A 20,092-nucleotide genomic window follows, 5' to 3' on the forward strand; every position below is an offset into this window, starting at 1 on the left:
CGGCGTTGGCCTCCTTGAACCCGGGACAACGATCGATCCGTATAACGATCGAATACCAGGCGAGGAGCTGGCGATCAGGTGAACTTGCGGAAGAAATGGGTCATGTCGAACAATTCATCCAGTCGTTCATAGCGATCACGGGCTTCGGGCCAGCGCTGCTCCTGGACGGCGGCGATCATGGTTTCCAGCAGCATCATGGTCGCCACGCTGGAATCCCATCCTGAGGGAATCTCACCCCAGCAGTTGAAGGTGAAGTCGGCCAGTGACGAGATGGGGGATCCCCACTGATCGGTGAATAGCACCACTCGCACGCCGCGCTTGCACACCATTTCCGTGAGGCGCAGCAGGTTGGTCTCATAACGCCGGATATCGAAGATCAGCAGGGTTTCACCCGGCTCCATGTCCAGTACGTAATGTGGCCACGTGCCCGAAGACGAGGTCATGTGGGTCACGCGGGGGCGCACCGCCTGGAAATGCGTGAAGGCATAATCGGCGAGCGCCTGGGTGATGCGCCCGCCGACAATGTAAAGCCGTCGGTCGGTATCGGCCAGTTGGCTGGTTGCCTGATCGAAGCGTTCCGTCTCGATATGCGCAAAGGTCTGCTGCAGGTTGCTCGTGACCGCCTGAGCGAACCGGTTCAGCAGATGCGTTTCGGGGGCTTCGGATGACCAGTTGGCGCGCCTCTGGGTGGGCCCGACCCCCGTTGCCTCCAGCTCGCGCAAGAGGGCCTTGTGGAACTCCGGATAGCCCTTGAACCCCAGCTTCTTGACCATCCGCGCCACCGTGGGAGATGACACGCCCACCTTGCTCGCCACGATAGTGATCGAGGCGAGGCCTGCCGCTGGGTAGTTGTCGAGCAGCGCGTTGGCAAACTTTCGTTCCGACTGCGTCAGCGCCGGGTAATGCTGCCGGATCAGTTCGCGCACGGTGGAGGTAGAGTCGGTGGTCGTCATAACGCCCCCTTCATAACGAGTCCTCCGGCTATGCCCGGGCCTTCGATTGCGGCTGCGGATCGACGTGGAAACGGTATTTGAAGAAATATTGACACAGTGGCTTTTCGACGTCTATATCTTTACAGGACCGTGGAGGAGTCCTGATGGCCAGCAAAATCGAGCAGTCGTCCCCGAGCGTCGAGATCCACAATCGTCAGGCCAACGGCCCTGTCGTTATCCTGTGTGAGCATGCTTCACATCATATACCCGAGCCATATCATGACCTTGGTCTGAATCCCGCGCATCGGTGCAGTCATGCGGCATGGGATCCCGGCGCCCGCACCGTGGCCGTGAAGTTGTCGGAGATGCTGCATGCACCGCTGGTGGCGAGCCGGATCTCGAGGCTTGTGTACGACTGCAATCGCCCCCCCGAGGCAGCCAGCGCGATGCCTCAGCGCGTGGAAATCATCGATGTGCCGGGCAATCACAAGCTGACCGCAGCGCAGCGTTCTGCCCGGGTCGAGGCGTTCTATCGTCCGTTTTGCGACGCCGTGACGAGCGTGCTGGTAGAACGAGAAGCGCACGATATCCCGACGGTGCTGATCACCATACACAGCTTCACACCGAACTTTCATGGTCGGGCCCGTGCGGTCGAGATCGGCATTCTCCATGATGCCGACCAGCGGATGGCCGATGCGATGCTGGCGCATTCCCAACTCCTGCCGCATCGAAGGATTCAGCGCAACGTCCCTTATGGGCCCGAGGATGGCGTGACCCACTCCCTGAAGCTCCATGGTATCGACAACGGGCTGGCGAATGTGATGATCGAGATTCGCAATGACCTGCTGGCCACGCGGGAAGGGGAAGACACCTTGGCCAGGGAGTTGTCGCAGCTGATCCTGCCCGCGCTGGTCACCCTGGGATTCGAGCCATCGCCCCGGGAGGGCAAGCCAGATGCCTAGGGCCATCCTGATCTATATCAGTGCCATCGATGCGATGAACCGCGTTATCGGTCGAATGGCGATGTACCTGATATTTGTCCTGATGGGGGTGCTGCTGTGGTCATCGGCCTCCAAGGTGTTCATGACACCATCGATGTGGACGCTGGAAACCGCGCAATTCGTCATGGTGGCGTATTTCGTGTTGGGTGGACCCTACTCGATCCAGCTGGGGTCGAATGTTCGCATGGACCTCTTCTATGGTGAATGGAGCCCGAAAACCAAGGCATGGGTCGATGCCATCACGGTCTTCTTCCTGATCTTCTATCTCGGCGTCCTTCTCTATGGCGGCCTGGTGTCGACGGCATATTCGCTTGGGTACTTTGGTAGTGAGCCATTCACTTTCTTCCTCGATCTCATCGGTACCTTCTTCACCGAGGGTCCGTCAGCGGCTGGAGAGGAGCTTGGCTTCATGGAGCGAAGTCCTACGGCTTGGCGGCCCTGGTTGTGGCCCATCAAGACGGTACTTTGTCTCGGAGTGTTTCTGATGATCCTTCAATCTCTTGCCGAGTTTTTCAGGGATATCGGCCGTCTCCGCGGGGTGATCGACTGATGCCGTATGAGATGATCGCAATCGTGATGTTCAGCGCGATGATGCTGATGCTGCTCACCGGTCAGCGTGTGTTTGGCGCTATCGGATTTGTCGGGGCGTTAGCGGGTGTCCTGTTGTGGGGGACCGGTGGGGTCGATATTCCATTCTCATCCGCGATGAAGTTGATGAAATGGTATCCACTACTGACCCTTCCGATGTTCATCTTCATGGGCTATGTGCTGTCGGAAAGCCGTATTGCAGATGACCTTTATCGGATGTTCCATGTCTGGATGGGGCCGGTCAGGGGTGGCCTTGCCATCGGCACGATCGGGTTGATGGTGCTCATCTCGGCCATGAACGGGTTGTCGGTGGCCGGGATGGCGATTGGCGCCACCATCGCCTTGCCCGAATTGCTGCGGCGGGGCTATGACAAGATCATGGTCACTGGCGTCATCCAGGCGGGCTCCAGTCTCGGGATTCTCGTGCCGCCTTCGGTGGTGCTGGTGCTGTATGCGATGATCGCGCGCCAACCCGTGGGGCAGCTGTGGCTTGCCGGGGTGTTGCCGGGGCTGATGATGGCGACGCTGTTCATCATCTATATCTATGTCCGTTGCCGCCTGCAGCCATCTCTGGGCCCCGTCCTGCCCGCCGAAGAGCGCGATGTATCCCTTTCCGAGAAGCTACGTCTGCTGAGAGCCGGTTTGCTGCCGCTGGCGATCTTTGCGGTGATGATGGTCCCCTTCGTCAAGGGCTGGACATCACTGGTCGAGAGTTCGGCTGTCGGGGCGATGGCCGCGTTACTGGCCGCAACACTCAAGGGGCGAATGACGCGCAAGGTGTTCGAGGTGTCGGTACGACAGACGCTGGCCATCTCCTGCATGTTCATGTGGATCATCCTGGCCGCGCTCGCCTTTGGTGCCATCTTCGACGGGCTGGGCGCGGTCAAGGCCATCGAGGACCTGTTCACCGCTCGCCTGGGGCTGTCGCCCTGGATGATCCTGATCCTGATGCAGCTCAGTTTCATCGTGATGGGCACCTTCTTGGACGATACTGCCATGCTGGTGATCGTGGCGCCGCTTTATGTGCCGCTGGTCGATGCGCTTGGTTTTGATCTGATCTGGTACGGGGTGCTCTACACGATCACGACACAGATCGCCTACATGACGCCACCGTTTGGTTATAACCTGTTTTTGATGCGTGCCATGGCGCCGCCCGAAATTGGGCTTCGCGATATTTACTGGTCGATCCTCCCCTTCGTATTGGTGATGACGGCTGCCCTGAGCCTGGTGATGGTCTTTCCGCAAATCGCACTCTGGCTTCCGGGCTACATTTATGGGAGTTGACCACAGCGGGAATGAACAACAAGAGCCTCACCAAGGGCCGAATCCATGTCACATCCGGTAGTTAACACCAGGAGAGCGAGAAAATGACAACAAGACGCAAGTTTCTGATCACGGCCGCGACCGGTGCTGCCATCGCGCCACTGGCTTCAAGGGTCATGGCCCAGTCGTCGTCCGAGCCCGCCATCACGTGGCGCATGCAGACCTATGCCGGTGCCGCCTTGGCCGAACATGTCGCCAAGCCTGCCATCGACCTGTTCAACAGGATCGCCGGGGATCGTATGCAGATCGAGCTGTACTATGCCGATCAGCTGGTGCCGACGGGCGAACTCTTCCGGGCGATGCAGCGCGGCACCATCGATGCTGTGCAATCGGACGACGATTCGATGGCATCTCCCACCGAGGTCGCCGTCTTTGGTGGGTATTTTCCCTTTGGCTCACGTTACAGCCTCGATGTGCCGGTGCTGTTCAACCAGTATGGGCTCAAGGAGATCTGGGAGGAGGAGTATGCCAAGGTCGGTGTCAAGCATGTCAGTGCTGGCGCCTGGGATCCGTGCCATTTCGTCACCAAGGAGCCGATTCGCAGCCTCAAGGATCTGGAGGGAAAGCGCATCTTTACCTTCCCCACCGCGGGGCGCTTCCTGTCGCAGTTCGGCGTGGTACCGGTAACCCTGCCTTGGGAGGATATCGAGGTTGCCGTACAGACCGGCGAGCTGGACGGCATAGCCTGGTCCGGTATCACCGAGGATTACACGGTGGGTTGGGCCGATGTCACCAACTACTTCCTGACCAACAACATCTCGGGTGCCTGGATCGGGCACTTCTTCGTCAACATGGAGCGCTGGGAAGAGTTGCCTGAAGACCTCAGGCTGCTGTTCGAGGTGTGCTGTGAACAGTCCCACTATTATCGCCAGCATTGGTATTGGGGCGGCGAGGCCAGTCTGCGCGTCCATGGTGACAAGCTGGAACTTACCACGATTCCCGATGCCGAGTGGGATCAGGTGGAAAATGCCGCTCATGAATTCTGGAACGAAATTGCGGCGCAATCCGAGACCAAGGCCAAGGTGGTCGAGATCTTCAAACAATACAATGCCGATATGCGCAAGGCTGGCCGGCCCTATCGCTACAGCGATGCGTGACCAGATCACATGCCCCGGCGCATGCCGGGGCATTCCGCTTGAGGAAGGTTCCTGACTGAGCGCTGGGCCTTGATATCTTGATGCGATGAGGAGCGTCGGTAATGACCAACGCGCTGGCTTTGGATGCCCTGGAGGACCTGAAGGCCAAGGTGGGGAGTGGTGAAGTGGATACGGTGCTCGTGTGCATCGTCGACATGCAGGGGCGCCTGATGGGCAAGCGACTCCATGCGCGTCACTTCGTGAATGATGGTTGGGACGAGACGCATTGCTGCAACTATCTGCTGGCCACTGATCTCGAGATGGAAACGCCTGATGGCTATGCCAGCACCTCCTGGAGGGCCGGCTATGGTGATTATGTCATGAAGTCGGACCTCGCCACGCTACGACCCGTGCCATGGCTTGATGGCACGGTCATGGTGCTGTGCGATGTGCTGGATCATCACACCCATGCCCCGGTGCCCCATTCGCCGCGCGCCATTCTCAAGCACCAGCTCGCACGGCTGGACGAGATGGGGTTCGACGCGGTAATGGCAACCGAACTGGAGTTCTTCCTGTTCGAGAAGAGTCTCGACGAAATTCGCAAGAACGGGTTCCGCGATATCGAGCCGATCAGTGGATATAACGAAGACTATCACATCTTCCAGACCACCAAGGAAGAGCACGTATTGCGCCCACTTCGCAACCATCTATACGCGGCTGGCATCCCTGTAGAAGGTACCAAGGGTGAAGCCGGCTCGGGTCAAGGGGAGCTCAATATCCACTATGCGAAGGCACTCGATACGGCGGATTATCATACTATCGCCAAGCATGCGACCAAGGAGATTGCTTGGCAGCAGGGGCGCGCGGTAACCTTTCTGCCTAAATGGCATCACGACCATTCGGGTAGTTCCACCCATATCCACCAGTCGCTGTGGCAGGGGGGCTACCCCACCTTCTTTGACGAAAGCGATGTGCATGGCATGTCCCCGCTGATGAAGCATTACCTGGCCGGCTTGCTCAAATACGCGGCTGACTATACCTACTTCCTGGCCCCTTATATCAACAGCTATAAGCGTTTCCAGAAGGGCTCCTTCGCTCCCACACGTACGGTTTGGTCGGTTGACAATCGCACCGCGGGGTTTCGTCTGTGCGCCGATAACACCCAGGCGGTGCGTATCGAGTGTCGCATCGGTGGGTCAGACTTGAACCCCTATCTGGCCATGGCCGGACAGCTGGCTGCCGGCATCAAGGGAATCGAGGAACGGCTGGAATTGCCCCCACCCGCCGAGGGTGACACCTATGAAGGAGAGACTGGCCTGATCCCGAAAAACCTGCGCGATGCCATGCAGGCCCTGAAGGATTCCGCCATGCTGCGCGAGGCCATGGGGGATGACGTGGTCGATCACTATACCCGTGCCGCCGAAGTGGAGCTGGAAGACTTCGCACGGGTGGTGACCGATTACGAGGTGGCACGCGGCTTCGAGCGTTCATGACGAGAGCCCATGACGAGAGCTCATGACGAGCCCGTTACGAGAGCCCGGTGACATCGGGGGCCTGGCGGACGAGAGCTGCCGGAGCGCACCTTCCACAAACTGGAGAAGACGATGGGTCATATCCTGCAATGTATCTCACCGATCGACGGGTCGGTCTTCGCCGAGCGTGACGCCCTGTCGCCCGAGGCCGCGCAACAGGCGGCCGCACGGGCGCGGTCGGCTCAGGCGAGCTGGGCCGCACGGCCTATCCGGGAGCGTATCGAACTGGTTCGGGCCGGCATCGCCGCCGTGGGTGGCATGAATGACGAGGTGGTGCCGGAGCTGGCGCACATGATGGGCCGCCCGGTTCGTTATGGTGGCGAGTTCGGCGGCTTCGAGGAGCGTGGTGGCCACATGGCGACCATTGCCGAGGAGGCGCTGGCCGATATCGCGGTGGGTGAGGATGCCACGGTCAAGCGCTATATCAAGCGCATCCCACACGGCGTGGTGCTGGTGGTGGCACCCTGGAACTATCCCTACATGACGGCGATCAATACGGTGGCGCCGGCGCTGATTGCGGGAAACACGGTACTGCTGAAACATGCCACCCAGTCCCTGCTGGTCGGCGAGCGAATGGCGCGTGCCTTCCATTCGGTCGGCGTGCCCGAGGATGTGTTACAGAATGTCTTTCTGGATCACGATACCACCTCGGCCTTGATCGCCGATCGGGCATTCGATTTCGTGAACTTTACGGGTTCCGTGGGCGGCGGGCGCACCATGGAACAGGCGGCAGCTGGCACCTTTACCGGGCTTGGCCTGGAGCTGGGCGGCAAGGATCCGGGCTATGTCATGGACGACGCCGACCTCGATGCAGCGGTCGCGACCCTGATCGACGCAGCGATATTCAACTCGGGGCAATGCTGCTGCGGGATCGAGCGCATCTACGTGCATGAGAGCCTTTATGAGGCCTTCGTCGAAAAGGCAGTGGCGATCGTCGAGGGCTACAAGCTGGGCAATCCTCTGGCCGCCGATACGGATATAGGCCCGATGGCAAATATCCGCTTTGCCAAGGAGGTTCGTGACCAGATTGATGAGGCCTTGGCCGCCGGTGCGAGGGCCCATATCACGCAGAAGCTCGAAGATGACGGTGGCGCCTATCTGACCCCGCAGATCCTGACCCAGGTGACCCATGACATGCGCGTGATGCGCGATGAGAGCTTCGGTCCGGTGGTCGGCATCATGAAGGTGGCGGGAGATGATGAGGCGATCCAACTGATGAACGACAGCCGGTTCGGCCTGACGGCCAGCCTGTGGACGGCCGATATCGAGCGCGCCCAGCGTGTGGGTGACCGCGTCGAGACCGGTACCGTGTTCATGAACCGCGCGGATTACCTTGACCCGGGCCTCTGTTGGACCGGCTGCAAGGATACGGGCCGCGGCGGCGGCTTGTCGGTGATCGGCTACCACAACCTGACAAGGCCAAAGTCCTACTACCTGAAGAAGGTGACGAAATGATGCTGACGGGAAACTGGACCTATCCCACCGCCATCAGATTCGGCGCGGGCCGTCTCGATGAGTTGCCCGAGGCCTGTGCCGAGGCGGGCATCACCCGTCCTCTGCTGGTGACGGACCGAGGCCTGGCCGATCTGCCGATCACCCGGGCCGCGCTGGACATCCTCGAGGCGTCAGGCCTTGGCCGTCGTCTGTTTGCCGAGGTCGACCCCAACCCGAATGAACAGAACCTGGAGGCAGGGGTCGAGGCCTACCGGGCGGGGGGCCATGACGGGGTGATTGCGTTCGGCGGCGGCTCGGGGCTGGATCTGGGCAAGATGGTAGCCTTCATGTCCGGCCAGACGCACCCGGTGTGGGATTTCGAGGATATCGGCGACTGGTGGAGGCGGGCCGATGCCGATGCGATCGCGCCCATCGTGGCGGTGCCCACTACCGCCGGGACCGGTGCGGAAGTGGGCCGGGCCAGCGTCATTACCAACTCCCGAACCCATGAGAAGAAGATCATCTTTCACCCCAAGGTGTTACCCACTGTGGTGCTCTGTGATCCCGAACTGACGGTAGGCATGCCCAAGCCGATCACCGCCGGTACCGGGCTGGATGCCTTTGCCCACTGCGTCGAGGCGTTCTCGAGTCCGCATTATCACCCGATGAGCCAGGGCATCGCGCTGGAAGGCATGCGGTTGGTCAAGGATTACCTGCCGCGCGCCTATGCCGACGGCACGGATCTGGAGGCACGTGCTCACATGATGAGCGCGGCGATAATGGGCTCCACCGCGTTTCAGAAAGGGTTGGGGGCCATCCATGCGATGAGCCATCCCATCGGCGCGGTGTTCAACGCCCACCACGGCACCACCAACGCGATCTGCATGCCGGCGGTGCTCGAGTTCAACTCCGACAAGATCCGCGCGCGATTCGACATGGCGGCCGATTACCTGGGTATCGAAGATGGCTTCGATGGTTTCAGGGCTTTCGTGCAGGAGCTCAACGATCAGATGGGCATCCCAGGCACCCTTTCGGAGATCGGCGCCACACCTGACCGCATCGACGATCTGGCCGAAATGGCCATTCAGGATCCCAGCTGTGGCGGGAACCCGGTGACGTTGACTGTCGAGGATCTCAAGGCGCTGTTCCGCCAGTGTATGTGACTGTCGCTCGACAACATGCACTCTTTTCAGCCCTTTGGGAGCCAGCGCCACCCGTTTACCCCCTGTGACTGCAGAGGTCAGTACAGTCCCGTGATCTCGCCGTTGTCGTCGATATCGAGCCGCGTGGCGGCCGGCGAGGCGTTGAGCCCGGGCAGGGTGCGGATGTCGCCGGCCAGGGCGTAGACGAAGCCGGCACCAGCGGAGAGTCGCACCTCGCGCACCGGCAGCCGCCAGCCGGTCGGGGCGCCGAGCCGGCTCGCATCGTGGGACAGCGACATGTGTGTCTTGGCGATGCACACCTGAAAGGACCCGTACCCCTGGCGCTGCCAGGCCTCGAGCCGCTCCCGGGTGCCGGGGGCGAAATCGACCCCCTCGGCGCCGTAGAGGCGCGTGGCGATGCGCTCGATCTTCTCCGCCAGAGCCATCTCGGCGGAATAGAGGAAGTGGAAGCCGTTGCCGGCCTCGTTGGCCTCGTCAATCGCCTCGATCAGCGCCTCCGCGAGGGCCAGGGCGCCCTCGCCGCCGTCGCGCACATGGCGGGAGACCTCGGCGCGCACCCCCACCGAATCGCATAGCTCGCGGATGGCGGCGTATTCGCTGGGGTGGTCGCCGGGGAAGGCATTGATCGCCACCACGGGCGAGAGGCCGTGGGCGCGCACGTTGTCGATCTGCTTGAGCAGGTTGGCGCCGCCTTCCCGGACCTCGTCGGGGGACTCCGTCAGCAGCGAGTCGGGCAGCGGCTGTCCGGGCACCACCCGGTGGCGGCCGCTGTGGTACTTCAGCGCGCGCACCGTGACCACCAGCACCGCGGCATCGGGGACGAGGCCCGAGGCCCGGCACTTGATGTTGAAGAAGCGCTCGGCGCCCATGTCGGCACCGAAGCCCGCCTCGGTGACCAGGAAGTCGCCGGCGTGCAGGCCGATGCGGTCGGCGACGATCGAGGAGTTGCCGTGGGCGATGTTGCCGAAGGGGCCGGCGTGGATCAGCGCCGGGGCGTGCTCCAGGGTCTGCAGCAGGTTGGGCTTGAGCGCCTCCTTGAGCAGCACCGTCATGGCGCCGGCGGCGCCGATCTGCTCGGCGGTGACCGGCTCGCCGTCGCGGTCCAGGCCCACGATCAGCCGGCCCAGGCGGCGGCGCAGGTCGGCCAGGGAGTCGGCCAGCGCCAGCACCGCCATCACCTCGGAGGCGGCGGTAATCTCGAAGCCGCCCTGGCGGGGCACGCCGTCGCCGCGCCCGCCGAGACCCAGTACAAGATGCCGCAGGGCGCGGTCGTTGAGGTCGATGACCCGCTGCCAGCACACCTCGCGAGGATCCAGCTCGGGCTCCAGGCGATGGTGCAGGTGATTGTCGACCATGGCCGCGAGCAGGTTGTGGGCCGCGCCCACCGCGTGAATGTCGCCGGTGAGATGGAGGTTAATGCGCTCCATGGGCAGCACCTGGCTGTAGCCGCCGCCGGTGGCGCCGCCCTTGAGCCCCAGGGTGGGGCCCATGGAGGGCTGTCGCAGGGCCACGGTAGCGGTGTGGCCGAGCCGCTGCAGCCCCTGCACCAGGCCGATGGCGGTGGTGGTCTTGCCCTCGCCGGGCGGGGTCGGGGTCATCGAGGTCACCACCACATAGCGTCCTCGCGGGCGCTCGGCCAGGGTCGCCACGGCCGCCAGGTCGAGCTTGGCGATGCCGCGGCCGTAGGGCTCCACCGCCTCGCCGGGCAGACCCAGGCGATGGGCGATCTCCTCAATGGGCCAGAGGCGCACCGCGCGGGCGATGCTCAGGTTGTCGGCGGGCCGGGATGGGGCCTGCTGGGTCGCTTGGGGTGCCATCACCGTCTCTCCTCCTGGGCGTCGGCGGATCATGCCTCGCATCTCGTTCAGTATCGTGCGCCTGACGCTGCCCTCTTGCCTGTCGACGTCCGCGGCCTTGGGCGCAGCGACACGCGGCGTAAACTCGCTGCCCTTGCCGAGGGTCGAAGGGATGGGCTATTCCTGATGACAACGTCGCCCGGCCGAGCGCCGGCGAGGGGAAGGAGGGGTGATGGAAGCTCCCGTACCGGCCAAGGACCACCATGACATCGGTTTCCTGCTGCTGCCGGGCTTCTCCCAGCTCGCCTTCTCCGCGGCGCTGGAGCCGTTGCGCATGGCCAACCACCTGGCCGACCGACCTCTCTATACCTGGCACCTGGTGAGCGCTGACGGTACTGCGGTGACGGCCAGCAACGGCCTGGCCATGGCGGTGGATCAGGCGCTGGAGCCCATGCCGGCCCTGGACCTGCTGCTGGTGTGCGGTGGGGTCGAGGTGCAGCGCCACGACGATCGCGCGACCCTGTCCTGGCTGCGGCGCCTGGCCGAGCGACACATCCCCTTGGGGGCGGTGTGCACCGGCGGTTATGTGCTGGCCCGTGCGGGGCTGCTCGACGGCTATCGCTGCACCCTGCACTGGGAGCATATCGGCAGCCTGCACGAGGCGCGGCGCTTCCCCGCGGTGACCTTCACCTCCCAGCTCTTCGTCATGGATCGCGACCGCTACACCTGTTCGGGCGGCATTGCCCCCCTGGACATGATGCTCAACCTGATCGGTCGCCAGCAGGGGCTGGCCGTGGCCGAGGCGATCGCCGAGGAGTTCATCCACGAGCGCATCCGCGGCGTGGGCGACCGCCAGCGCAGCCCGCTGCGGGTGCGCCTGGGCCACAGCCATCCCAAGCTGGAGGAGGTGGCCACCCTGATGGAGGCCAACCTCCAGGAGCCGCTGGCCCTGGACGAGCTGGCCCGCTATGCCGGGCTGTCGCGACGCCAGTTGGAGCGGCTTTTTCAGCGCTATGTGGGCTGCTCGCCGCTCAAGTACTACCTCGAGCTGCGCCTGGCCCGGGCGCGGTTGCTGCTGCAGCAGACCCATATGCCGATCACCGAGGTGGCCCTGGCCAGCGGCTTCGTCTCGCCGCCGCACTTCACCAAGTGCTACCACGACCATTTCGGCCACTCGCCGAGCGGGGAGCGCAAGCGCCGCCACGACCGCCAGGCCGATCTGGCATCGCCGCCCGGCGATCGGACGCTGGACGGCTGAGCCCTCAGCCGCGCGGCCGGGCGTTGTCCGGATCGTAGAGTGGCCGGTAGCCCACCGCTGCCACCCGCATCGGATAGTGCTCGGCGAAGTACTCCAGCAGCAGGGTGCGCCCCTCCTCGGCATAGTCGACGGGCAGATAGCCCAGGGCGATGTTGCGCCCGATGGATGGCCCGTAGGCGATGCTGGTCACGTAGGAGCGTCGGCCCAGGGCGTCCACCGGCACCTCGCCGCTCTCGGGGTCGAGCAGCGGCGACTGGCCGACCGGGAAGCGCTGGGTGCCGGCGGCATCATGGTGATCCTCCATCACCAGGGTACACAGGGTGGCCGGCTGGCCGTGCCGTTCGCGCTGTTCCAGGTAGGCGGCCTTGCCGTGGAAATCCGCGGCCTTGACCCTGGGCCGTGCAAGGCCCGCTTCGACGAGGTTGTAGTCGGTGAGCAGGTCGACGTTCTGCAGGCGCAGGCTCTTCTCCAGGCGGCGGCTGTTGGCGTAGGCCTCGATGCCCACCGGCGTGACCCCGGCCTCGAACAGCCGATCCCAGAGCGCCAGGCCGTAGTTGAAGGGCACATAGAGCTCCCAGCCCTGCTCGCCCACGTAGGAGATGCGAAAGGCCCATGCCGGCAATCCCTGGATGCGGATCTCGCGGGCGGTGGCGAAGGGGAAGCGGGCGTCGTCCAGGCCCTCGGGATCGTCCGCCAGGGCCTGCAGGGTACGCCGGGCGTTGGGGCCCCACAGGCCCAGGGTGGCCAGGCCGTCGCTGCGATCCTCCAGGTGCCAGCGGGTCAGGCCGGCCGCCTCGGCGCGGCGGGTGATCCACATCAGGTCGCGGTGGCCGGTGTCGCCGCCGCAGATCACCCGCCAGGCGTCCCTGGCCAGGCGCACGATGGTGAGGTCCGAGTGGACGCCGCCGGCGGCATCGAGGAAGTGGGTATAGACCCCCTTGCCGACGGGGGTGTCGCCGCCCACGCGGGCCACCGAGAGCCACTCCAGCAGCGCCTCGGCATCGCGGCCCGCGATATCGTAGATGGCGAAGTGGGAGAGGTTGATCATGCCCACGTCGTCGGACAGCGCCAGGTGCTCGGCATTGGATACCCGCCAGAAGTGGCGGGCGTCCCACTCGGCCGGACGCTCGGGCACCCGCTCGGCATAGCGCTCCAGCAGCGCCTCGTTGGCGGCATAGCCGTGGGCGCGCTCCCAGCCGGCGGCCTCCATGAAGTGGCCGCCGAGCGCCTTCTCGCGGGGCCAGAAGGGGCCGCGGCGCAGGTCGCGGCCGCTCTCGAAGGGCTCGCGGGGGTGCACCGGCGGGTCGTAGATCTTGCGGGCGATCTCCCGGCAGCGGCCCAGGACGTGGTGGGGCGTCTTCTGCACCGGGTAGAAGCGCGCGATGTCGATGCCGCAGGGGTCGAGCTCGGGGCGGCCATGGGTCAGCCAGTCGGCGAGCAGCTTGCCCATGCCGGGGCCGTCCTTGACCCAGACGGCCTCGCAGAACCACAGGCCGCGGGTCTCCGGCGACTCGCCCACCAGGGAGCCGCCGTCCGAGGTGACCGAGAGCAGGCCGTTGAAGGAGTGCTTCTCGTCCCAGCCCAGTTCGCCGAGCACGGGGGCGAGTTCGATGGCCCGCGCGAAGGCCTCGGCCACCTGGTCCAGCTCGAGGTCGCGCATGGAAGGGGAGAGGCGTGCCCGGTCGCGCGGGAGGATGGCGCGAGGATCCACCAGCCGCGGCTCGCGGGACTCATAGTAGCCCCACTCCAGCTGGCCGCCCTCGGTGCTGGTCGGGTCGCCGGTATCGCGCAGGTAGGCGGAGTTGCCCTGGTCGCGCAGCAGCGGGTAGCCGATCTCCTTGCCGGTGCCGGCGAAGGTCTCGAAGGGGCCGAAGAACAGCAGCGGATGCTCCACTGGCATCAGCGGCAGGGCCGCGCCACCCATGGCGGCGGGGATCGGCCCCCAGATGCCCGAGGTGATGATCACCCGCGGGGTGGCGACATAGCCCCTGGGCGTCTCGACGCCGCACACCCGGCCGTCCTGGACGTCGATATCCAGCGCCGGGGTCTCGGCGAAGGCGCGCAGCTGGCCGCCCGCCACGGCGCGTTCGATCAGCTCGCCGGCCACCCGCTGGGAGCGCGGGATCACCAGGCCGGCGTCGGGGTCCCACATGCCGCCCAGCACTTGGTCGCGGTCGAGCAGGGGAAAGCGTGCCACCACCTCGTCGGCATTTACCATGCGGACGTTGGTGCCGAAGGCCTTGCCCGAGGCGACCTTGCGCTGCAGTTCGGCCAGGCGCGCCTCGTCGCCGACCCGGGCGATCTCCAGGCCGCCGACCTTGTGGTAGTGCCCCAGGGCCTCATAGAAGCGCTGGCTGTAGGTGGTGGTGTAGCAGGAGAGCCGATCGTGGGCGGTCATGAAGCAGAAATCGGAGGCGTGGGCGGTGGAGCCGATGTCCGAGGGGAGGGCGGAGGTCTCGAGCCCCACCAGGTTCGTCCAGCCCTGCTCGATCAGGTGGTGGGCCACCGAGGCGCCGACGATGCCGCCCAGGCCGATGATCACCGCGTCTGCCTGCGAGGGTAGGGTCGCCATGGTCGTCCTCCTCATTTCGAGGGTTTCCCGCAGGATAAGGCAGGCCCCGGGCGGCATGCTGTCCCGCGGCGACGCCCCCTTGCCTGGCGGCGACAGGCCGCGGCCGGCCCTGTCGCCCACGCCAAAGAGCGGGGCGTCCATGGCGAGATGGGCCGTCGCCACCGGGGCTAGTGTCGAAGGCAAGGGCGGCCGGCGGGCGCCGGTCCCCGCCAGCGAGACAGGGGAGGAGGCGGTCATGTCCCAGGCCATCGAGAGCATCCAGAGCACTCAGAACACCCCATCGGCGCCGGAGATCCTGCTCTATCCGCGCATCCGCAAGTCACCGTTCTTCTATGCCTCGCGGCGACACGGGGTGCGCAAGTACAGCGTCTATAACCACCACTACCATCCGCGCCTCTACACCGATCCGGTAGACGAGTACTGGGCCCTGGTGCAGGGCGTGACCCTGTGGGACGTCGGCGTCGAGCGCCAGATCGAGATCGCAGGCCCCGACGCCTTCGCCTTCACCCAGCGGCTGGTCCCCCGGGATATGCGTCATTGCCAGGTGGGGCAGTGCAAGTACGTCTTCGTCACCGCCCCCGACGGCGGCATCCTCAACGACCCGGTACTGCTGCGTGTCGAGGAGAACCGCTTCTGGCTCTCGCTGGCCGACAGCGACATCCTGCTATGGTGTCGCGGCCTGACGGTCAATTCCGGCCTCGAGGTGACCCTCCAGGAAGTGGACGTGGCGCCGGTGCAGGTCCAGGGGCCGAAGGCCAAGGCGGTGATGGTGGACCTGTTCGGCGAGGCGGTGCTGGCGATGCCCTACTACCACCTGATGGAGGCCGAGCTCGACGGCATGTCGGTGGTGATCTCGCGCACCGGCTACTCCGGGGAGATCGGCTACGAGATCTACCTGCGCGAGGCCAGCCGCTTCGGCGAGGCGCTCTGGCAGCGGGTCTTCGAGGCCGGCCGCCCCCACGACATGCAGGTGATCGGCCCCTGCCACATCCGCCGCATCGAGGGCGGCATCCTCGCCTTCGGCTGCGACATCTGGTACGACACCAACCCCTTCGAGGTGGGCATGGGCTACGACTGGATGGTCGACCTGCGTGGCGACGACGACTTCATCGGCCGCGCCGCCCTGGAGCGCATCAAGGCCGAGGGGGTGTCGCGCAAGCTGGTGGGGGTGGAGATCGACGGCCCGAGCGTCGGCTACTTCACCGACGGCGCGATGATCGACGTCTTCCCGGTGTTCGCGGCGCACGGCGAGCGGATCGGCAAGGTGACCTCGGCCACCCGCTCGCCGCGCCAGGAGCGCAACATCGGCTACGCCATGGTGCCGGTCGAGTACGCCGAGCTGGGCACGCCGCTGCGCATCGAGGCCAATACCGGCCCCCAGGACGCCGTGGTGGTGGATAAGCCCTTCCATGATCCCAGCAAGGCGATCCCCAAGGGATAAACCGCCATGAACGATGCCAATCGGGCCGCCCTGACGGCGGCCCTCGCCCGCCCCGTCTGGCAGGCGAGCCGCTACGAGCTGTTGCCCATCACCGGCCTGCAGGAGGCGGCCCGGGCCCTGCCGTACGGCGCCGTGGTCACCGTGACCTGCTCGCCGCGCCGCGGCCTGGAGCGCACCCTGGAGGCCAGCGAATGGCTGGTCGGGCGGGGCTTTCGGGTGGTGCCGCACCTCGCCGCCCGGCTGGTGCACGACCGCGCCCACCTGGAGCGGCTGCTGGGGCGCGTGGCGGCGCTGGGCATCGATGACGCCTTCGTGGTGGGCGGGGATGCCGAGCGAGCGGTGGGGGCCTACCCCCACGGCCTGGCACTGCTCGAGGCCATGGACGGGCTCGAACTGCGCCCGGCGCGCCTCGGCGTGCCCGCCTATCCCGAGGGTCACCACCGCATCGAGGCGGCCGACCTGCAGCGTGACCTGGAGGCCAAGGCGGCGCTGGCCGACTACGCCGTGACCCAGCTGTGCTTCGAGGCGAGGCCGCTGCTGGCCTGGCGCGAGCGGCAGCGGCGGCTCGGCCTGCCGCTGCCGGTCCATGCCGGCATTCCCGGGGTGATGGAGCCCAGACGACTCCTCGCCATCGCCCTGCGCCTGGGGCTGGGCCCCTCGGTGCGCGCCCTGCGCCGCCAGTCGGGCTGGATGGCACGGCTGCTGAGGCCCTCGCCCTACTATCCCGATGCCCTGCTGGAGGGGGTGGGGCCGGTCCTGGGCGATCCCGGTGCCGGCTTCGTCGGCCTGCATGTCTTCACCTTCAACCGGGTCGCCGCCACCCGCCGCTGGCTGGAGGCACGTCAGCACCTGATGCCCGATCGGCCGGCGGTCGATGCGCCGAATGCCCAGCTCGTCACCTCCGCCAGCGAGCCGCTGGCTTGACCGCCGTGGCCGTCTCCATCGGGCGACAGCCAGGGAGAGAATGTGGAAGCCGTCTCCCTCGCCACCTCGAGAGGGCAAGTCGGCCTATACTGGGCCTCGTCGGGTGGTGCCGGATTGCGCGACCCCTCTCATCGCCCCAAGCCGTCATGGTCACTCACGCCTGGAGTCCGATGGTATTTCAGCAGTGGCGTCCCGCGCCCTTCAGGAGGTGACAGATGAGCAAATCGATCGTGGTGGGGTCTACCCTGGCCGTGCTGGGGCTGGGCGGGCTGGCCTTCGGAGCCTGGCAGATCCAGGACCAGCAGCGCGGCCCCGAGTACGCCGAGATTACCAGCGTGGAGACCCTGACGCGTACCGTGGAGACCCCCCGCGAGGTGTGCGAGCAGGTGGTCGTGCAGCTGCCACCGGAAGCCCCGACGGGGCAGGGCGCCAGCCGTGATCCCCATCGCGTGGTGGGCACCGCCGCCGGGGCCATCGTCGGCGGCCTGCTCGGCAACCAGGTCGGCGGCGGCAGCGGCAAGAAGATAGCCACGCTGGCCGGGGCCATCGGCGGCGGCTTGGCCGGCCGTGAGGTCCAGGAGCGCGTGGAGGCACGCCAGCATGCCCAGGCGGCACAGTCCCAGCCGCGTACCACCACCCGCCAGGAGTGCCGTACCGTGGTCGACACCCGTCAGGAGACCGAGGGCTACCAGGTCACCTGGCGCCACGGCGAGACGGTGCAGACCAGCCGCCTGGACAACCCGCCCCAGGGCGACCGGGTGCTGCTCGAGGAGGGGCAGCCGCAGTGGAATGCCGTCTCCTCGCAAGGTGGCTGAAGGAGCGCCATCTCGTCATGAAAGACAGCGCCCCGGCCAGTGATGGCCGGGGCGCTGTCGTTGTCGGGGGCAAAGCGCCTCAGACGTCCGGCGGTTGATCGCGTTGGCGGTGGCCGTGCTTGAGGTCGCAGGGAATGGCGTATTTCTCGACACGTTCGCGAATGATGCGCTGGCCGCGCCAGCGGAGATCCCAGACGAAATCGGCGGCCTCATCGCCGAGGGTGCGACGCATCTGGCGGCGCATGGCGTCCTCGCCGGACAGGCTGCCGGTGACCTGGCCGCCGTTGCGTCCACTGGCCCCCCAGCCGATCTTGTTCGCCTCGATCACCGCCACCCGATAGCCCCGCTCGCTCAGCTCGACGGCCGTGGCCACGCCCGTGAAGCCGCCACCCACGATGGCGACGTCGACCCGGTGATTGCCCTCGAGAATGGGGTAATCGGATTCCCTGATGACGGACGCAGAATAGTAGGACGGGGGGCGCGACTGGGTCATGACAATGCTCGCTGTAAGGTGTGATCACACTCTCAGGGCCTCATGGAGGTAGCAACCGGGTGATGGGCGGAGCTGCATATGAGTCTGTTTGGGGTATGGTGACTGACCCTGGCCCTGTCCCGGGGAGACAGGGAAGGGTTCTGCCACGCCATCGCCGCCGATATCGAACAGGGGATGCGTCTCCTCGAGTAGGCCTGCCGGGTCGCGCGATCGGTGTCGTGACGGCACGACAACGCTCTCCCGGTGACCATGGAGTCGAGGGCACTCGAGGTCACACGTGGCGCAGGTACCAGTCGTACTCGAGCTTGCTGACCGCCTGCAGGGCCTGGTCGCGCTCGGCACGGCGATTGGCCAGGAAGACCGCGAGGAAGTCCGCGCCCAGTGCCTCGGCCAGGGGCTCGCTCTGCTCCAGCAGGTCCAGGGCCTGGCACCAGCTGTTGGTCAGGCTGGGTGCGGCCTGGTCATAGGCGTTGCCGGTGATGGCCGGCGGCGGTGTCAGCCGCTGCTGCAACCCATGGTCGATGGCGCCGAGCAGGGTCGCCAGCAGCAGGTAGGGGTTGACGTCGGCGCCGGCCACCCGGTGCTCGATGCGCCGCGCCGCATTGGGTCCCGAGGGGATGCGCAGCGCCACCGAGCGGTTGTCGTAGCCCCAGGTGGGGGCCATCGGCACATAGAGCCCGGGCTGGAAGCGGCGGAAGGAGTTGAGGTTGGGGGCGAAGAGCGCCATGGAGGCCGGCATCAGCTCGAGCAGCCCGGCCACGGCGTGCTGCATCCGCGGCGTGCCGAGCGGGGCGCCGTCATCGGCCGCGAAGACGTTGTTCCCCGCCTCGTCGAGCAGGCTGATATGGACATGGGTGCCGTTGCCGGCCTCCTGGCCATAGGGCTTGGCCATGAAGGTGGCCTCGAAACCATGGTGCAGGGCCACACCCTTGATCAGGCGCTTGAGCAGCACCGCGCTGTCGCAGGCCGCGAGGGCATCATCGCAGTGGATCAGGTTGATCTCGAACTGTCCCGGGGCGCACTCCTTGAGGGCGGTATCCAGCGGCAGCCGCTGGGTCCGGGCGGCGGCATGGATCTCCTCGAGCAGGTCGGCATACTCGTCGAGCTCGTTGATCGAGTAGAGCTGGCTCTGCGCGGCGCGCTCGCCGGTCGCCGGCGAGCAGGGCGGCTGGACCATGCCCAGGGGGTCCCGGCGGCGATCGACGAGACTGAACTCCATCTCCACGGCCACCACCGGCGTCAGCCCGGCGCGGCGGAAGCGCTCCAGCACCCGGGCGAGCACCTGGCGCGGGTCGGCGAAGAAGGGCGCCCCGTCGGCCTCGGTCATGGTCATCAGCAGCTGCGCCTGGCGGGCGTCGCGCAGCCAGGGGCTCGGCATCAGGCTGCCCGCCACCGGGCGGCAGACCCGATCGCTGTCGCCGATCGAGAGGCCCAGACCCGTGGCCTCGATGGTGTTGCCCAGGATGTCCAGGGCGAACACCGACGCGGGCAGGTTGACCCCGTCGCGGAAGGCCTTCTCGAGGTTGTCGCGGGGGATGCGCTTGCCGCGCAACACGCCGTTCAGGTCGCTGATCAGCAGGTCAATGCTGTCGACGTCGGGATGGCGGTCGAGGAAGTCGCGGGCTTCATCGGCAGAGGAGGGCATGGGGCCACCTATCGGCTGTGGGTCATTGTTCGATGGCTGTCATCTTTGAATCACAGGTCTATGTTGTCAAATCTTTTACGCATGGTGGTGGGTGCTGAT

16 protein-coding genes are annotated in these 20,092 nt (G+C 65.7%); 11 read left to right on the plus strand and 5 right to left on the minus strand.

Annotated features, from left to right (window positions below; genetic code table 11):
* Window positions 1-74 precede the first annotated feature (74 nt).
* Window positions 75-953 carry a MurR/RpiR family transcriptional regulator gene (locus tag OP497_RS03705; RefSeq protein WP_280546608.1) on the minus strand — a complete coding sequence of 293 codons (879 nt, stop codon included), beginning with the start codon at window positions 951-953 and terminating at the stop codon, window positions 75-77.
* Between the two features lie 143 nt (window positions 954-1,096).
* On the opposite strand from OP497_RS03705, the gene OP497_RS03710 reads away from it, so the two are divergent.
* The 7 genes from OP497_RS03710 to OP497_RS03740 all read left to right on the plus strand — a co-directional run bounded on the left by OP497_RS03710 (window position 1,097) and on the right by OP497_RS03740 (window position 9,049).
* On the plus strand, window positions 1,097-1,894 hold the full coding sequence (locus tag OP497_RS03710) for an N-formylglutamate amidohydrolase (protein WP_280546612.1): 798 nt from the start codon (window positions 1,097-1,099) through the stop codon (window positions 1,892-1,894).
* Window positions 1,887-2,483 (plus strand): TRAP transporter small permease subunit, encoded by a 597-nt coding sequence (locus OP497_RS03715; protein ID WP_280546614.1) that lies wholly within the window; start codon window positions 1,887-1,889, stop codon window positions 2,481-2,483. The genes OP497_RS03710 and OP497_RS03715 overlap by 8 nt, the downstream gene beginning before the upstream one ends.
* Entirely contained in the window at window positions 2,483-3,805 is a 1,323-nt protein-coding gene (locus tag OP497_RS03720) for a TRAP transporter large permease subunit (protein WP_280546615.1), read from the plus strand. Before OP497_RS03715 ends, OP497_RS03720 begins: the two co-directional genes overlap by 1 nt.
* A gap of 83 nt (window positions 3,806-3,888) precedes the next feature.
* Complete coding sequence (locus OP497_RS03725; protein ID WP_280546616.1) at window positions 3,889-4,941, plus strand: TRAP transporter substrate-binding protein; 1,053 nt, start codon at window positions 3,889-3,891, stop codon at window positions 4,939-4,941.
* Window positions 4,942-5,042: 101 nt separating this feature from the next.
* Window positions 5,043-6,413, plus strand: a complete 1,371-nt coding sequence (locus tag OP497_RS03730; RefSeq protein WP_280546618.1) for a glutamine synthetase family protein — start codon at window positions 5,043-5,045, stop codon at window positions 6,411-6,413.
* 111 nt (window positions 6,414-6,524) lie between these two features.
* Window positions 6,525-7,907 (plus strand): aldehyde dehydrogenase family protein, encoded by a 1,383-nt coding sequence (locus OP497_RS03735; protein WP_280546620.1) that lies wholly within the window; start codon window positions 6,525-6,527, stop codon window positions 7,905-7,907.
* The gene (locus tag OP497_RS03740) at window positions 7,904-9,049 is read left to right on the plus strand and encodes an iron-containing alcohol dehydrogenase (protein WP_280546622.1); all 1,146 of its coding nucleotides are present in this window, start codon (window positions 7,904-7,906) and stop codon (window positions 9,047-9,049) included. Before OP497_RS03735 ends, OP497_RS03740 begins: the two co-directional genes overlap by 4 nt.
* A gap of 77 nt (window positions 9,050-9,126) precedes the next feature.
* Here OP497_RS03740 and OP497_RS03745 read toward each other — a convergent pair whose 3' ends face one another.
* Complete coding sequence (locus OP497_RS03745) at window positions 9,127-10,866, minus strand: formate--tetrahydrofolate ligase (protein WP_280546623.1); 1,740 nt, start codon at window positions 10,864-10,866, stop codon at window positions 9,127-9,129.
* Between the two features lie 211 nt (window positions 10,867-11,077).
* Here OP497_RS03745 and OP497_RS03750 point away from each other — a divergent pair, with 211 nt between their 5' ends.
* Entirely contained in the window at window positions 11,078-12,103 is a 1,026-nt protein-coding gene (locus tag OP497_RS03750) for a GlxA family transcriptional regulator (protein WP_280546624.1), read from the plus strand.
* Window positions 12,104-12,107: 4 nt separating this feature from the next.
* Here the strand turns inward: OP497_RS03750 and OP497_RS03755 are convergent, their stop codons facing one another.
* Window positions 12,108-14,675 (minus strand): FAD-dependent oxidoreductase, encoded by a 2,568-nt coding sequence (locus OP497_RS03755; RefSeq protein WP_280546626.1) that lies wholly within the window; start codon window positions 14,673-14,675, stop codon window positions 12,108-12,110.
* Between the two features lie 139 nt (window positions 14,676-14,814).
* On the opposite strand from OP497_RS03755, the gene OP497_RS03760 reads away from it, so the two are divergent.
* From OP497_RS03760 to OP497_RS03770, 3 genes are all read left to right on the plus strand, one after another.
* Entirely contained in the window at window positions 14,815-16,116 is a 1,302-nt protein-coding gene (locus OP497_RS03760) for a glycine cleavage T C-terminal barrel domain-containing protein (RefSeq protein ID WP_280546627.1), read from the plus strand.
* A gap of 6 nt (window positions 16,117-16,122) precedes the next feature.
* Window positions 16,123-17,040 (plus strand): methylenetetrahydrofolate reductase, encoded by a 918-nt coding sequence (locus tag OP497_RS03765; RefSeq protein WP_280546628.1) that lies wholly within the window; start codon window positions 16,123-16,125, stop codon window positions 17,038-17,040.
* Between the two features lie 215 nt (window positions 17,041-17,255).
* The gene (locus OP497_RS03770) at window positions 17,256-17,855 is read left to right on the plus strand and encodes a glycine zipper 2TM domain-containing protein (protein WP_280546630.1); all 600 of its coding nucleotides are present in this window, start codon (window positions 17,256-17,258) and stop codon (window positions 17,853-17,855) included.
* Between the two features lie 79 nt (window positions 17,856-17,934).
* On the opposite strand, the gene OP497_RS03775 is transcribed toward OP497_RS03770, so the two are convergent.
* Together OP497_RS03775 and OP497_RS03780 are read right to left on the minus strand one after the other, a co-directional pair.
* Complete coding sequence (locus OP497_RS03775; protein ID WP_280546631.1) at window positions 17,935-18,348, minus strand: FAD-binding oxidoreductase; 414 nt, start codon at window positions 18,346-18,348, stop codon at window positions 17,935-17,937.
* Window positions 18,349-18,619: 271 nt separating this feature from the next.
* The gene (locus tag OP497_RS03780) at window positions 18,620-19,993 is read right to left on the minus strand and encodes a glutamine synthetase family protein (RefSeq protein ID WP_280546632.1); all 1,374 of its coding nucleotides are present in this window, start codon (window positions 19,991-19,993) and stop codon (window positions 18,620-18,622) included.
* Between the last annotated feature and the right edge of the window lie 99 nt (window positions 19,994-20,092).

The sequence above is a fragment of the Halomonas sp. 11-S5 genome (assembly GCF_029889825.1).
In the GTDB taxonomy this organism is placed as follows: Bacteria; Pseudomonadota; Gammaproteobacteria; order Pseudomonadales; family Halomonadaceae; genus Halomonas.